This window comes from Flavobacterium tructae (genome assembly GCF_002217475.1).
Classification (GTDB): Bacteria; Bacteroidota; Bacteroidia; order Flavobacteriales; family Flavobacteriaceae; genus Flavobacterium; species Flavobacterium tructae.
Genome location: NZ_MUHH01000035.1, coordinates 29,819 through 46,430, shown reverse-complemented (window position 1 = coordinate 46,430; position 16,612 = coordinate 29,819). Strand labels below are relative to the sequence as shown.

10 protein-coding genes are annotated in these 16,612 nt (G+C 37.4%); 1 reads left to right on the top strand and 9 read right to left on the bottom strand.

All coding sequences use genetic code 11. The features are described 5' to 3' along the window. Positions 1-134 precede the first annotated feature (134 nt). The 7 genes from B0A80_RS16025 to B0A80_RS15995 all read right to left on the bottom strand — a co-directional run bounded on the left by B0A80_RS16025 (position 135) and on the right by B0A80_RS15995 (position 14,193). A complete protein-coding gene (locus B0A80_RS16025) occupies positions 135-2,432 on the bottom strand; it encodes an aminotransferase class III-fold pyridoxal phosphate-dependent enzyme (RefSeq protein ID WP_089077922.1) in 2,298 nt (765 codons plus the stop codon). Positions 2,433-2,564: 132 nt separating this feature from the next. Beyond that, positions 2,565-4,700, bottom strand: a complete 2,136-nt coding sequence (locus tag B0A80_RS16020) for a beta-galactosidase (RefSeq protein WP_089077921.1) — start codon at positions 4,698-4,700, stop codon at positions 2,565-2,567. A 56-nt stretch (positions 4,701-4,756) separates the two neighbouring features. Next, the gene (locus tag B0A80_RS16015) at positions 4,757-6,763 is read right to left on the bottom strand and encodes an MGH1-like glycoside hydrolase domain-containing protein (protein WP_089077920.1); all 2,007 of its coding nucleotides are present in this window, start codon (positions 6,761-6,763) and stop codon (positions 4,757-4,759) included. A gap of 186 nt (positions 6,764-6,949) precedes the next feature. Further along, positions 6,950-8,449 carry a RagB/SusD family nutrient uptake outer membrane protein gene (locus B0A80_RS16010; protein WP_089077919.1) on the bottom strand — a complete coding sequence of 500 codons (1,500 nt, stop codon included), beginning with the start codon at positions 8,447-8,449 and terminating at the stop codon, positions 6,950-6,952. Between the two features lie 24 nt (positions 8,450-8,473). After that, entirely contained in the window at positions 8,474-11,605 is a 3,132-nt protein-coding gene (locus tag B0A80_RS16005; protein WP_233430760.1) for a SusC/RagA family TonB-linked outer membrane protein, read from the bottom strand. Between the two features lie 156 nt (positions 11,606-11,761). Then, positions 11,762-13,315, bottom strand: a complete 1,554-nt coding sequence (gene amaB / locus B0A80_RS16000) for an L-piperidine-6-carboxylate dehydrogenase (RefSeq protein WP_089077917.1) — start codon at positions 13,313-13,315, stop codon at positions 11,762-11,764. Positions 13,316-13,398: 83 nt separating this feature from the next. Further along, complete coding sequence (locus tag B0A80_RS15995) at positions 13,399-14,193, bottom strand: DUF1338 domain-containing protein (protein ID WP_233430759.1); 795 nt, start codon at positions 14,191-14,193, stop codon at positions 13,399-13,401. Positions 14,194-14,403: 210 nt separating this feature from the next. Here B0A80_RS15995 and B0A80_RS15990 point away from each other — a divergent pair, with 210 nt between their 5' ends. Continuing rightward, entirely contained in the window at positions 14,404-14,874 is a 471-nt protein-coding gene (locus B0A80_RS15990) for an Lrp/AsnC family transcriptional regulator (RefSeq protein ID WP_017497155.1), read from the top strand. Between the two features lie 103 nt (positions 14,875-14,977). On the opposite strand, the gene B0A80_RS15985 is transcribed toward B0A80_RS15990, so the two are convergent. Together B0A80_RS15985 and B0A80_RS21095 are read right to left on the bottom strand one after the other, a co-directional pair. Continuing rightward, a complete protein-coding gene (locus B0A80_RS15985; protein ID WP_124020579.1) occupies positions 14,978-15,847 on the bottom strand; it encodes a helix-turn-helix domain-containing protein in 870 nt (289 codons plus the stop codon). Positions 15,848-16,232: 385 nt separating this feature from the next. Then, the gene (locus B0A80_RS21095; RefSeq protein ID WP_262487854.1) at positions 16,233-16,367 is read right to left on the bottom strand and encodes a hypothetical protein; all 135 of its coding nucleotides are present in this window, start codon (positions 16,365-16,367) and stop codon (positions 16,233-16,235) included. Positions 16,368-16,612: the final 245 nt, after the last annotated feature.

Here is a 16,612-nt window from a genome sequence, read left to right as displayed (position 1 = left end):
TTATATTAAGTAAAGTGTCATTTCGAGGAACGAGAAATCACAAGCGGAATCCCGTTCAGAATGGAAACTTCTTTGTCGGGTTTCTAGTGTGATTTCTCGTTCCTCAAAATGACAATATTGTGTGTAATCGTTATCTACAATTCGCTTAAAGCAATATCTAATAATCGCACCATTTCATCAGCGTTTTGTTTGTTGAATGTCATAGGAGGTTTTATTTTCAAAACATTGTGCAAAGGACCGTCTGTGCTTAATAAATAGCCGTGGGCTTTCATCTTTTCAACTACAATATCTATTTCGGGAACAGCAGGTTCCATGGTCGTTCTGTCTTTTACCATTTCGGCACCAATAAACAGACCATGTCCGCGAACATCACTAATAATTGGATACTTCGCCATTAACTTTCTAAGACCATCCATTAAATGATTTCCCGTTTCCAGAGCATGCTGTTGCATTTCTTCTTCCTGAATCACATTCAATACGGCCAAACCAGTAGTCATCGATACGGGATTACCGCCAAAGGTGTTAAAATACTCCATTCCGTTGTTGAAGGCATCGGCAATTTCTTCCGTTACAATCACCGCAGCCAGAGGATGTCCATTACCAATTGGTTTTCCTAATACCACGATATCCGGAACTACATTTTGTAATTCGAAGCCCCAAAAGTGATCTCCGATTCGTCCAAATCCAACCTGAACTTCATCAGCAATACAAACTCCTCCGGCAGCTCTGACATAATCATACGCTGTTTTTAAATAATTTTCCGGTAATGGGATCTGACCTCCTACTCCCAATAAGGTTTCACAGATGAATACCGCAGGAGCTTTGTCCTCTTTCTGCAAATCTTCTATAATTCTTTGCACATCGGCTGCGTATTTTTCTCCCGCATTGGTATCTCCATATTTATAAGGGCCGCGATACAAATCAGGATTAATCGCCTTGTGTATCCAAGGCATCTGACCAAATCCTCCTTTACTGTCAAATTTATACGGACTCATTTCCATTGCAACGGTAGAAGTTCCGTGATAAGCATGATCCAGTACAATAATATCTTTTTGTTTGGTAAAATGACGGCTCATTCGAATCGCCAGATCATTGGCCTCACTCCCCGAGTTCACAAAGTAACAAACACTCAGCTTTGAAGGTAAGGTTGCAGTAAGTTTTTCGGCATAAGCTGTTATAGCGTCATTTAAATATCGGGTATTGGTATTTAAAGTTGCAATCTGTTTCTGCATTTTTCGAACCACCACCGGATGACAATGTCCCACATGCGAAGGGTTATTGACACAATCTATAAAGGTTCTTCCCTTATCATCGTACAAATATTGCAAAGCACCTTTTACAATTTTCAATTTGTCCTGATAACCGATACTTAAATTACGTCCTATTTTCTTTTTTCGAACTTCCAATAAATCACTGTAATCGTCAGTAGTAATTACTCCTTCAAAACCACAGGCTTTTCTAAAAGTATCCTGCGCTTTGATTGGATTAATCTGAATCAGTTTAAACAATAAATTCCACGCCGGTTTTTCGGTTATAAAATGATGTTCGTTGTTGCTGTCTAATGAGGCATTGTAAGCGGATTGTGTTACACTGATACAAAGTCTTCCGGCAATCAGATAATACAATACATCCAATTCCTGCTCGGTTAAAGCATACGATTTATGGTATCCTTCAACGATCAATGCTGCAACGGCCAGCGGATCTTCTTCATCCAGCATGGCATACGTACAGGCTATCGCTAAATTGTTGATTAAAGCGGTATACACCATATCGCCAAAATCGATTAAACCGCTAACACGATTGTGCTGTACCAGTACATTATAATCATTGGCATCGTTATGTACATAAGCATGACGCAAGCGATGCAATTGAGGCAAGACTTCCGTATCAAACTGCAAGAGGAAATAGCCCGCAATACGCCTTTTTTCGTGATTTAGAATGTATTTTAAATTGTCCGCTGCTTCACTCGCACGACTAATGTCCCAAGTATAATTGCGATGCATGGCAGGATGTGAGAAATCCTGTAAAGCATGATCCATCTTTCCTAAAAAACTTCCCAGGTCATATTGCAATTCTTTTGTTTTAGCTTTTTCATCCACCCAAAAAACACCTTCTAAAAAGTTCAGTATTCTGATATAGTACGTTTGGGAATTACCAACAATTTTAGTCAGTTCTTCTCCATGTTTATTGATACTGAAATGCTGAAAACAATTTGAAACAGGGCTCTTTTTTAGATGCTGAATGATATTGATCTGCGCTTCTAAAAAAGGAAAAGGGTGACTTTCGTTTGATACTTTTAGAATGTACTTTTCATTCTTCTCATTTGATAAAAGAAAGTTCAGTTCGTCATATCCATTTAATGCTTTTACGGTAACGGTTAATCCGTAATGTTCTTTTACTAAATCCTGAATAGTTGCTTCTGAAAAAATCATTGATACTATATTAAATTGTTTTTATTTTATTTTTTAGCCACGACCCGAGCGATAGCGAACGGACGAAGTAATTCACGAACTACTGTACGCAAGCCACTTAAAAAATTCGTGAATTCGTGGCAGACTTTTACTTTATTTCCAAATAATCGCCTGAGCCGGTTGTAAAGGATTTTGTCCTACCAATATTTTACTCCCCTGAGGAATTGCTAACTGTATCGGCTCATTGGTATAATTTACTCCCGTATAAAACCCGTCTCTCCATTCTACAAAAACCCCTTTTGGCAAATCTTCGATAGCAACTTTGGAACGTTCGTAAACCGATCTCACCACTTGTCTTTCCAGATCACCATCTTTACTCTCTGCTCCTACATACGTAACCGTTCCTTTCCCCAGTTTTCTCGTAACTGCTGCTGCTTTTCCCTTATAAAACTGATCGGAATACGTTGCTAAAACTTCTGTTCCTGCTTTCGGACTTAAAACATCTGCCCAGGTATTCCATTTATAAGTATTGTTTCCGGAACTTATCGTTCCATTTACATCCGCCACAAGCATGTCAAAAAAGTCAACATCAGCACCAATTAACGGAACGATTGGCGCACTCCATTTAGCCTCAAAGAAATGCCCGTTTTTATCTTTCTGACCGGTACGGCAGGACAAAATCAGGTTACCACCATTTTCTACATATTTCGTCCATTTGTCTACCAATTTCTGATCGATCAGCTGGTAAGCCGGTGCTACTATAAACGGATAAGCCGAAAAATCATCTTCTTCTGTAATAAAATCCATTGGTGCTCCAGTCGATTTTACTGCCGAAGTATAGGTATTTCTGTGTCTCCATGTACTCCAGAACTCCGTTTGTTTTTGGTTTTCCAAGTCCCACAGATTCTCATGACTCCATAAAAATCCTGTTTTTCTTTTGGCAAGATCAGCAGGAAGTACCGCTTTCGGATTGTACTCTTTTCGAAGCAGTTTCATATCTTCGATTGACTGTACAAACTCTTTTCCTCCCGTAGTCAAGGTTACACCATCAGTACCTACGATTCCGTCATGGTACATCTCACTGCTTCCCAGTGGATGTCTGTATCGATAAGTGCAGGTGAAAGAACAGCCTCCTCCAAAGGCTTGTGAAATCCACATATGAACGGTTCCCGGAAGCAATTGCGGATTAATACTCGCCCAGTTCACTTGTCCTGGCTGCATTTCCATAACTCCGGTAACTCCATTAATCGATCTGTAATAATCATTGGCTTCGGATATTTTATTTGGATGTCCCATTCTAAAGTTCTGACCTCCTAACTGATTTCTCCCACTCACCGGATACATAGTGTAGGTGGCAAAATCCATCTTATCGGTTCTTCTTGGGTCTGCACCATAAACTACATTCGTATAATTGGTCGTAATCCATTGTTTTGGATCAACATATTTTCGAAGTGTTTCTGCCTGTAAATTCAAATATTCGGCTTGTGAATCTGCCGTGAATCTTTTGAAATCTAATATGGCATGCGGACTCAATTTGTCTTCAAAATAAATCTCAGCATTTGGAATGGCAATCTGTTCGAAGTTGTTATAGCGAATACTCCAAAAACTTCCCAGCCACTCGGCATTCAATTTTTCGATTGTACCGTATTTTGCCTTTAACCATTTTTGAAATCCTTTTTGTGCAGATGGACTAAAATCATCCGGAGCTCCCGGCTCGTTATCCACTTGCCAGCCCATAATGTTTTTATTCTTTCCGTATCTTTTTCCAAGTTCAGTCACTATCTTTTCGACAAATGCTCTGTACTTTTCATTTGAAACCGATTGATTGGCTCTGTTTCCATGCTCTCTACGGCGTCCGCTTGCATCTACCAGATAAATTTCAGGGTACTTTTCCCCCATCCATGCCGGCGGAGTTGGTGTTGGGGTGCAAAGAATCACTTTTAAACCTTCTTTTTCGGCGATTGCCAAAGCGTCATCCAGCCATTTAAAATTATACTTGCCTTCTTCCGGTTCCATATACGTCCACGCAAATTCAGCAAAATGTGTAAACTCAAATCCCAGTTTTTTGATGTTTTTTAAATCGCGTTCCCATTGCTCTCTAGGCCATTGTTCTGGATAATAATAAACACCTATCTGCATCAAATCAGGCTTTGAGAAAAAACGCTGTGGATCTTTTTTTTCTGTCGCTGTCGTTTTTTTCGTTTGAGCAAAAACAGGTACCGAATGGCAATTTGCAATAAGCAATCCTGTTGCTACTATTTTTGTGAATGATATTTTTTGGTTGAACATACTTTGTACTGTTGTTGTGTTAATCAAATTTAGATAGTTTTTCTTAACTCGCTTCACTATTTATCTTCTAAAAGCAGCATTAAATAATGGGAAGCCGACCAGCTAAAATTGTAGGCTTCTAGTCCTCTTCCGGTAATGGGCTGATAGTTTTCTCTGATAGAAGTTCCTTTGTCTAAAACTCCTTCGGCATTGTAAATTAATTTATGAGCCAGTTCGTTTGCTTCTTTCACATAGCCATACTTTTCCAGTCCGTTTATACCAAAATAACTTTGATCAAGCCAGACCGGTCCTCTCCAATACCCATTGTCCGGTTTGAATTTTGGATGATTAGCCGCCAGTGTCGGTAACGGAACAAAAGTGTTCAAACTGGCCGTATCAAGCATGTTTTGTTTGGCTAACTGAGCTTGCTCAGCGGTAGCTACTTCTGCCCAAATTGGCAAATACCCTTCACAGCCCATTGCTTTTATCAAGGTTTTACCATCGATTGTCGTGTCGTAAAACCAACCTGTAGCAGCATCCCAAAACTGATTTTGAATTTTAACTTTTAAAGCAGTACTTTCTTCCTTCCATTTTTTCGATTCTTCAGTTAATTTTAAAACTTCTGCCATCTTCTGCAAATAATTTTTCTCGGCATATAAAAAGGAATTTAAATCTACACTTTCCTGATCTAACGAAAAGGCTTTTTCTCCATTTTTCAGAATTTTACTGTCGTCAAAACGAACGGCATTGTCCATTCCGCTTTCCCATTTTGCTGCAATCACAGTTCCGTCTGTAGAACCAAATTCACACAAACCATCCTGATCGTGATCGCGTTCTTTGTACCACCAATTGTGATATAATTTTAGCTTCGGATAGAACTCTTTTATGAAATTAACGTCTTTTGATTTTTCATAAATTTTCCAGATGGCCCAGGCTGCAAGCGGTGCTTTAGTATTTCGGTAATTGTTTTCTTCCAGAAGATTGTTTCTGTAAATACAATCCGGAATAAACCCGTTTGGCTCCTGATAATCAAACAAAGCACGCATCTGATCTTTTGCTAGTTCTGAATTATAATTGGCAACCGCAACGGCGTGTTTCCAGCTGTCCCAGGCCCAAAAACCATGAAACCATTCGTAATTGTAACTCGGAAAAAGTCCACCGTGTTTCAAACCTTCGGCAGCAATTCGGGTATTGTTTTGTAAAGTCAATAGCAGTTTAGCAATCAAATTAGAGTAAACTGCCTCTTTGTAAATATTTTTCTTTCTGGCAATTAATTCTACCAGTTGATTTTCTTTCTCTTTTTGTGTGTTGTTTAGTAAGGTATTGAATGCCGTTTTAGCAATGTTTTCATTTTCCGTTTTCCAGGAATACTGAGAAAAAATAAAGGTTTGAGAAACCACTATTTCCTTAGTTTCATTTGGTTTTAGAACCAGTTTCTCTGTCTGAGCTTTATAGCCCTGATTCGTAATTTCAATTTCAGGACTGCTATTCAAAAACTGAATGTACCCCGTTGCTGTGCTTTTAGAAGAAACAATTTTTAAAGTTTTGCCTTCTTTTGAAAGTTTTAAATCATTTAAAAAAAGAGTTGAATGGTAGGACGGAAAAAGGGTTACTGTTTTTCCTGATGTGTTTGTAATACTTGTTTTTTGTAAAGCCGAATGACCGGACAAATAAACCAACTGCTGTTTTACCGTTAACTTTTCGTTTTTAAACTTCTGTTCCAAATGACTGTTGTAGCTTTTCTGGTTCACCAGCGTACTTTTCCATTGAATGGCTTCTTTTTTGTTTTCATCCGTAAGCTCTAAAGAAACAAACGAAGGACTTAACCAGACACCATTTTGCTCTGTCATTAAAAAAGGCCCGGAAAATCCGGCCTGCACTACTGATGGTTCTAAAAATCCAAATCCAAACCAAGCCCCTTTATCTGAAAACGCCAGTGATTTTCGATCTGTCGCATTTAGGGGGTTCCCTTTATAGTTTATGCTATTTTGGGCCGCTTCTAAATTTGGATATTTCTTCTGAGACCAGCCTGATTGAACTATAAAAAAGGACGCAAGAATAAAAAGTATTTCCTTTTTTCTCATGTTATTTTGTTTTTATGATGTGTTAGAATTGATAAAATGAAGTCAGCGCAAACAATCGCTGCCTTACTTATCAGATAAAAAGAATAGCCCGAAAATTAGGCTATTCTTTTTAAAGTTATATCAATTTCATTTCTATTTTAATCCAATATTTTCATATTATATCGGTATTAAAATCAATTCATCGAATTAATTTGTTTGTAATTCCGTTAATGGAATTGGGTAAAAATTGTTTTTTGCTGCATCAAAACCGCTACGTCCTACTGCATCAAGTGCTGCTTTCGTTTTTCCCCAACGACGTAAATCATAAAAACGGTAGTTTTCTAACGGGAACTCTATGATTCTTTCGTGTTCAATCTGAGCTTTAACAGCTGCTGCAGTTGTTCCTGTCATCGCTGGCATATCAGCTCTTTCACGAACTTTATTGATATACGGAATAGCTTCTCCGGTACGCCCTAACTCATTCAGTGCCTCAGCCTGCATCAACAGTACATTCGCATATCGCATCAAAGGAATGTTGATTGCCGTAAACTCCTGATTCATTTTTTCCTGAGTACTTGGAATGTATCTGCGGTATACCGGCTTGTCTTTCCCTTCAAACTTTTCATCATAAGTAGTGCCTAGTACCAAAGGATTACTGGCATCATTAAAATAAGCATCTTTAAAGAAAATAGTACTGTAAAAACGCGTATCATAATTTCCTGTCGTCGCAATTTTCCCCTCTTTTTTGAATTCGTTTACCAACATAGGGCTTGGCAAAATTTCGTCCCATCCGCCAAGTTCTCCCGCTGCCATCCAATAGTGAAGAGCATTACGGTAGAAAGCACCATTAGCGGTAGTTTCAGAAAATTGCAATTCAAAAATAGATTCTTTACTGTTTTTTACAGTACCGTCAAACATAGAAACATAATCCTTCACTAGCTCATACCCCTGAACTTTATTCAATGCCGTAAGCGCTTCGTTTAAAAAAGCTTGCTTTTGAGCTGTTTCTTCATAAGCTCTGGTTAAATAAGCAAATCCAAGGTAACTGTTGGCTGCTCCGCTTGTCGCACGTCCTGTTTTATCAGAAGTTTGCTTCGCAGGAAGTATGTCTGCCACCGCTTTAAATTCTTTTGTGATAAAATCCCAGGCCTCCGGTCTTGTCGATAACGGAACATTTAAATCGCTTTCTTTCGTTACGTATTTATCTCTAACATAAATTTTATCCCAGTTCAAAAGCAATTTCATGTGGTAATAAGCACGTAAGAAACGAGCTTCGGCCTCAATTTGTTTTCGGTCACCTTCTGTTATAGTGGAAGCCGGAACCTTTGGCAATTTATCAATAACCTGATTGGCATTACTGATTCCTCTGTAGTTAATTCTCCAATAACTGGTAAACTGACTGTTCCCGTTCGTATAAGTAAAAGTTGAAAGTTCTACCCAGTTTTGATAGTTCAAAGCATCGCTTCCCAATTCGTTTATGTCTTCACGATAGGCTTCTACCGGCCATTTTATTTCGGCAAAAGTCCATTCGTTAGTGGCGCATTCAAGCTGTCCGTAAGTCGCCGCCAAAGCAGATTCAGCATCGGCCTTATTTCTCCAGAAATTCTCTGAGGTCAGTTCGTCCGGAGATTGCTGCTCCAGATAATCACTACAACTTGTAACAGAGAACAAACCTATAGTGGATAATAATAAAAATATCTTTTTCATGATGATGTCTTTTATAAAATAGAATTAAAATATATACTGGATACCCGATACAAACGATCTTGTAAATGGATACACAAAACGATCAATACCGGTATTAAGTACCGAAGCACGTGAAAACTCAGGATCAATACCTGAATAATTAGTGATCGTAAATAAATTCTCTGCACTGATATAAATTCTAAGCTTGTCTATTTTGGCTTTGCCTAACATTTTGCTTGGAATAGTATATCCGAGCTGCAATTGACGCATTCTTATAAAATTTCCGCTTTCCAGAAAACGATCAGACTCACGGCTGTTTCCATTAGGATCCTGCAATACAGCTCTTGGAATATCACTACGGTTATCCGGTGTCCATGAGTTTAGTGTAGAAGCCAACATGTTAGTTCCTGAATTCATAGACTCATAAAAATAACGGTTTCCGTTGTACAATTTATTCCCCCAACCGCTTCCAATCAATGCTGAGAAATCAAATCCTTTGTAGCTGGCTCCCAATGTAAGGTTAACTTCTACTTTTGGCAATCCTGTTCCTGCATAAGCTTTGTCGTTATCATCTATAACACCGTCTCCGTTTATATCTTTAAAACGAATATCACCCGGTTGTGCATTTGGTTGTAATAAAACACCATTTTTATTATGAGCATTTACCTCCTCAACCGATTGAAAAATACCATCTGTTTTGTACAGGTAGAATCCACTAATTGGACTTCCTACACGTGCCTGAGTTGGAAAATGTTCGGCATTGAATTTTAATCCTTCTCCGTAAATGGTCTGACCTTCATTTGCTAATGATATTACTTTATTTTTAAGAGTTGTAAAATTCAAGCCTGCATTGTATTTGAATTCATTAACCTGATCGCGGTAATTTACTTCTAATTCAAAACCGCTGTTACTAATCTTACCTACGTTAAGAATCGGGTCATCAACTCCGGCAGATGGAGCCAGTTTTTTTGTAATTAATAAATTGTCCGTCACATTGTGATAATAGTTCATCGAACCGCTGATTTTTCCTTTCAAAAGAGTATAATCAATACCAATGTTTTTAGAATCTGTAGTTTCCCACTGTAAATTTCTGTTTTCTAATGCTATCGCAATACTTCCCGGCCAAGGATTACTTCCGATTCCCTGTACATAACCTGAACCTAGCTTGTTACCTGTATTAATTAAGGTATTTGCAGAATAATATCCCAAAGCAGCTTCGTTACCCAATTGTCCCCAGCTGGCGCGTAGTTTTAAAGTAGAGATAAAAATATCTTTTGGGAAAAAATCTTCCTGTTCGATTTTCCAACCTAAGGCTATAGACGGGAAAGTTCCCCAACGGCTGTCAGCTCCAAACTTAGAAGAACCGTCTCTTCTAATCGTCATTTGTAATAAATAACGATCGTTATAAGAATAGTTTAACCTTCCAAAGAAAGAAACACGATTGTATTGAAATTTAGAACCATTGGCTGTATAAGTTCCTCCTTTTCCGGCTCCGATCGTTTCAAAACCAGGATCTAGGAAACCTGAAGGACGGTCTATAGAAACTAACTGTCCATTTTCTACTGTATAATCTGTTGTTTTTCCTTCAGCACTTACCTCATTCCAGTTAGAGGCCTGACTGTTAAATGTATTACCCAGCATCAGACCGAAAACGTGTTTACCAAAAGTTTTGTCGACTGTAATTATGTTGTCTAATATCTGCTCGTTCCAGGTCTTTCTCAACTCCCATTGTAATGGATAAAGGTGTACTTCTTTCGGATTGGCAATAAATGGAGGAAAATGAGCCGTTTGTTGGTTGTTTTTCACACGGTAAGAATAGGCTAATTTGTATTTCAACCATGGTGCAATATTGGCTGTTGCAGCAATATTAGCTGTGATATCCTGCCCAATGTCATTACTTTTCCTAAAATGCTCTTCGGCGACCGGGTTCGTCCCAGCAGGTAAACCATTTTTATTGGTTAGACCATAACCGTATTGTTCATTCTCATCATAAACCGGAACTAACGGAGACATTGTATAAACTTCTTTCAACTGAAAGTTAGGCAATGCATTTTGGGTTCCGATATAAGCCATTTTTCCATCGATATCAAAAATCGATTTTTTGAAACTTACCCTTGCACTTCCTGTTTGAGAACCAAATTGATTGTCGATAATAATTCCTTTTTGCTTTACAAAGTTTCCGTATAAAGCAAATTTAAAATCACCTTGTCTTCCCTGAACTCCCAAACCGTAGTTTTGTGTAAATCCGGAACGGAAAACTTCATCCTGCCAGTCTGTATTAACATCAGATGGAGCCGTTATATAAGCCGGAAGCGCTTTTGGTGAAGTCGCATACTTATTGTACTCATCGTACATTCTTTTATGAACTGTACGATATCCGTCGGCATCCAATAAATCTAATGTTTTCGATGGATTGGTGATACTTAAAAAAGAGCTGAAATCTATTTTTACACCTTCTTTTTGTCCATTTTTAGTGGTTACGATAATCACACCATTTGCAGCAACAGATCCGTAAATAGCAGCCGCAGCACCATCTTTCAATACCTCCATCGATTCAATATTGGTTGGATTTATCGTATTAATATCTCCCTGAAATCCGTCAATAATATAAAGTGGTTCTGTAGCACCAAAGGTATTTACCCCACGGATTTTCACGCTCACAGAAGCTCCTGCCACACCACCGCTTTTTTGCACGTTTACCCCTGCTACTAGGCCCTGAAGTGCTTCAGAAGGACTTGTCGTCGCTCTGGTTTCTAAACTTTCTTTTTTAACAGTAGAAATGGCTCCCGTAACGTTGCTTTTCTTCTGAGAACCATAACCAATAACGACTACTTCATTCAGTTTATTGGTTTCTTCCTGCATGGTAATATTAAGTTCACCACGGTTGTTTACAGCCTCACTTTTCTCTATAAATCCCATATAGGAGAAAACGATAACCGGATTCACAAGGCTTGATGAATACACCAAAGTATAATTTCCGTCAATATCTGTTGCAGCATTGTATTTAGAGTCTTTAATCGAAATACTCACACCCGGCAGCGTATTGTTCTTATCATCAGTAACTTTTCCGGAAATGGTCTTTTGTGCTTGATTTGCTTGCGCAAAATTGATGTTTGGCAACCACAAGCATAACAATAAAGGAAGAAAATAGAACTTCCTACTGAGTAGTTTTTTCATTTTGGTAATGGTTTTGGTTAATTAAAATTTCGCTTTTTTTAGTTTTTTTTATTTGTAGGCAAGCACTTTATAAGACATTCGATTACAGAACTGCCCTATAAAGTGCGGTATTCTCTTTGATTTGACTTTTAGAAAAAAGGTAGGTATCCGTTTATTTTATAAGTCAAACTTTATTCCTTGTGCCAATGGCAGACTAGTAGTATAATTAATGGTATTGGTTTGTCTGCGCATGTACACCTTCCAGGCATCGGAGCCGGATTCTCTCCCACCGCCTGTTTCTTTTTCTCCACCAAAAGCACCGCCAATTTCAGCACCGGAAGTACCGATGTTGACATTCGCAATACCGCAGTCAGAGCCTGTGACCGATAAAAATAATTCGGCCTCTCTTAAATTATTAGTCATGATTGCTGAGGATAAGCCTTGTGCTACACCATTTTGAATGGCGATCGCATTTTCGACAGTCCCCGAGTATTTTAATAAATATAAAACCGGAGCAAAAGTTTCGTGCTGTACGATTTCAAATGAGTTATCAGCCTCTGCGATAGCAGGTTTTACATAACAGCCGCTTTCGTATCCTGAACCTGAAAGTACACCACCTTCAACCAGAATTTTTCCTCCTTCGGCTACTACTTTTCGTAGTGCCTGCTGGTACATTTCAACTGCCTGAGTATCGATCAACGGACCAACATGGTTTTTTTCGTCCAACGGATTTCCAATGCGCAATTGCTTGTAAGCAGCTACTATAGCATCTTTTACTTTGTCGAATATACTTTCGTGAATGATTAAACGACGTGTCGATGTACATCTTTGTCCCGCCGTTCCAACGGCACCAAAAACAGCACCGATAACCGTCATTTTAATATCAGCATCCGGAGTTACAATGATGGCATTGTTTCCTCCCAACTCCAATAATGATTTCCCTAAACGTCCTGCAACTACCTGCGCTACAATTTTTCCCATGCGGGTCGAACCGGTAGCCGAGATCAAAGGAATACGTGTGTCTTTTGTCAATAACTCTCCAATCGTATAGTCACCATTGATCAAACCTGAAATACCTTCCGGTAAATTATTCTCTTTGATAACCTCACTTATAATATTTTGACACGCTATGGCACAAATAGGCGTCTTCTCTGATGGTTTCCAAACGCAAACATCTCCACAAATCCAGGCCAGAGCTGTATTCCATGCCCAAACAGCCACCGGAAAGTTAAAAGCCGAAATAATTCCAACTACTCCCAAAGAATGATATTGTTCGTACATACGATGTCCCGGACGTTCTGAATGCATCGTTAATCCGTGAAGCTGACGGGAAAGTCCAACTGCAAAATCACAGATATCAATCATTTCCTGTACTTCACCATAACCTTCCTGCAAAGATTTCCCCATTTCGTAAGAAACCAATTTTCCTAATGCCTCTTTGTGCACACGCAACTTTTCCCCAAACTGACGTACAATTTCTCCACGCTGTGGTGCCGGCATCAGTCTGAACTGTTTGAAAGCAGCTGTTGCAGCCTCCATCACTTTTTCATAATCTGCAGCGGTTGATGTTTTAACTTTTGCGATCAATTGTCCGTCTACAGGAGAATAACTCTCCAGAATTTCTCCTCCCGAAAAATGATTCAATCCCGTTGAAGTTCCCTCATTAACTTCTTTTATTCCCAATTGGCTTAAAGCTTCCTTTATTCCGAATTGTACTTCTGTTACTGCCATTATGACTTTTTTAAAATAGGTTGTCCAGTTTTAAACTATAAAAAACTGATTATGATAACGATAACTATACTTATTTCCTGTAATTATTTAGCCTCCTGCAGCTTTACATCTGTACTTTCAAATATTTTATCGGCAGACGATGCTACAAATCCCTGATACAATTCGCCATTCGCCATTGGATAACGGAGGGCAAACTCATAATAACAAGATGGAATTTCTAAAGCCCCCTCTTCAAAATCCACTACATACAAATCAGCAAGCGTGCTCGATTGCTCTAATAATTGCTCCGGAGTTCCTTTGATTTTTCCACCGGAAGCATTCAGTTTCCATCCGCTGTTTTCCAAAAAAGTATTAAGCTCTTCTAAGGTGTTAAATCCTTTTAAAGCATTAGTACTAATCGTAAAGTGATTGGCTCTGAAACCGTAAACATACATCCAGGCCGCATACTCCGATTCTTCTAATAAAGATTTATAGATAGCCTGTGAATTCCCTTTCCATACCGATCCGCTTAAGACTAATTCAGGATCGTTAAACAAGTTCTGATCACAACTGTTCAGGATATTCTGTACTGTTTCCTGTAACTCAGAAGAACATTTTTCTAATTCCAGCTCCGAAATAAAAATTCTTGGTGCATCTTTATCGGTAGCGTGCTCATAATGTCTGGCAAAAAGTTTTTTACTCTCAAAATTATATTCTCCTTTTGCTTCATAACCAACATTCAGGAAAGGTTTTTCTAAAACCTCAATATTTACACGTTTATCATTAAAAGTACGAATCGCTATATGGTCATTTTTTATCTCTTCTCCTCTTTCTTCCAGTAATTCATGTATTCTTCTTGCAGATGGGGTAATATTGGCATATTGCTCCCATAATTTCATAAGTAATTGATTTTTATCCATTTCCGTTTTGTTAAAATAGTGTGATTATCACACAAATTTATATATAAAAGTGTTATTATAACACCTTACTTTTACGTTTATTTAAAATTCGACATTTCATAGCCTTTTTTTTGTAATTTTGACACTTATAAAATCATTTTTAACTTAAGAATTGTCAAAATAATAGAAATCTCTAAACTACGCCCAACCATGCCAAGTATCAAGAAGAATGAAAATACTGACTATTTAGACCGCGAAATCATACATAAACTAAGTGAAAATGGAAGAATCTCTTTTTCAGATCTTGCCAAGGAACTAAACATATCCAATTCATTGGTACATTTAAGAGTTAGAAAATTACAGGAATCGGGAATTATTACCGGTTTTTCGGTAAAATTAAATCCTAAAGAAATTGGTTTTGAAACCACTACTTATACAGGAATTGTGACTAAAGAAGCACGATTTTCCTATTCTATTGCCGAAAAATTAAAAGAAATTCCGGAAGTTGTAGAATGCCATTGGGTTTCGGGAAAGTATGCCTTATTTATTAAAATTGTGGCAGTTAATAATGAAGAGCTTCGCAAAATTTTATACGAGCAAATTCATCAAATTGAAGGTGTAGGAAGCACTGATTCCTTCTTTTCATTTGGATCAGCATTTGAGAAAAACCTGCCGGTATAACCATTTATACTAGCAGCAAAAGGTTTAAAGTTAGCCAGGTTTACATTAGAAAAGCTGTTTTCTAAAACTTAATTTGAGAAAACAGCATGTGTTCTAAAAATACTTATTTACATTTTTCAATCAAATCCTCGGAAGGATTTCTTCCAAAAACTTTAAAATATTTCTTTGAAAAATAATCTACTCTGGTGAAATTAAGATCATAGGCCAACCGAACAATAGAATCATAGGATCCGCTACACAATAATTGATGCGCCAAAATAATTTTTTCTTTCTTAAAGAAATCATTTGGTGTTACACCTTCAATTTCTTTAAAGAGTTTTTTGTATTTACTAGTCGACATATTGGCAACTTTTGACAACTCTGCAATTCCGGGGAATTTATTTTTTAAATTATGCAGTAAATATTTTTTAGAAATCTCCATGCCGGTCAGGTCTGTTTTTTTTATCCTGCACGAAGGTAAAACAGTATCTGAATACCGTTGAATAAAGTTTCCCAGTAATTTTAAAGCGACTCCTTTGAGATAGAAACTGGAAAATTGATTTAAAACATCCTTATTCTTTATCGAATCGATCAGTATTCTGCTATTGCTGTCAATAAGATCGTGAAAACAAAGTTCTTTGCTTTCAAATTTATCGTTTAGTTTATGAACATACATAGGACGAAGTAATTTCTGATCCACGATTAAACGCATTGTAAATATCCTCTTTCCGGCGGCATGTTCATAAATATTTTCAATGCTATTCTTCCAAACAAAGAGTCCTAAATTCGTTAAAGAACCAATTTTATAACTGATATCACGAATCTGAATCCAGTTGAACTCTTCGCTAAGATCGAAATTTATGATATACAAATCATCATGATTTGCATGCTGTTTAATTCTTAAAGGTGCTGTTAATTGGTAAGACTTGCTTTCTGAGTACAAATATAGAACGGTGTTACGAGATTCGAATGCCGGTTTCAATAAGTGCGTCACCTGTGGAATAATTGATAACTTTTACTGTAAATGTGGAATATAATCTACACTTACAAAACTAAATCACTGATTATCAAAACAATTAATTCTGTGTTGACTGAAATAAATAGAAGCAAACTCATTAATTATACAACAACAAATTTGATCGCAGAGTTACACGGTTTCGCAAATTTTACGGCAAAAAAAGAGGGGATTATCCCCTCTCTCAAAAAATGGTTAAATGTTAAAAAATTAAATTGGCTTAGTTCGTCTACTTGTTAAATCTTCTTTTTAAAATCTGTAATTTAGTCCCAGTGTAGCAATTCCTTTGTACCCGAAACCTAATTCTGCGAATGCTCCAAATGCTTTTCCTCTCTTAGATCTGTCAGATTAACCTGAAAGCAAATCAAAGGGTATTATCTTTATAAGAACCTTTAACTTTATCTTTTACAGACAATGCAATAAGCACTGCACCTCCGGAACCATAAAAATCTAATAAAAAAGTTTTAATATAACGATATTGTCCCGCTACTGTTCTCATATAATAATTGCTTTTCTTATTATTTAGAATTTTTAAATTAAATTTAAATACTTCCGTATCTATTAAACGAAGGCTATAAAAATAATTTTATTCTTACAAATATAAGTCAATAGTAATGCGAAACGCGATTTTTTTAAAGAATTTAGCTACACCTGTAATAAGTGGATATGTTTAGGTTATATGTGATACAAAAAAGAACATATTAAAGACTTATGAGTAAAATGCAAAACCCTAAAAACCCATTA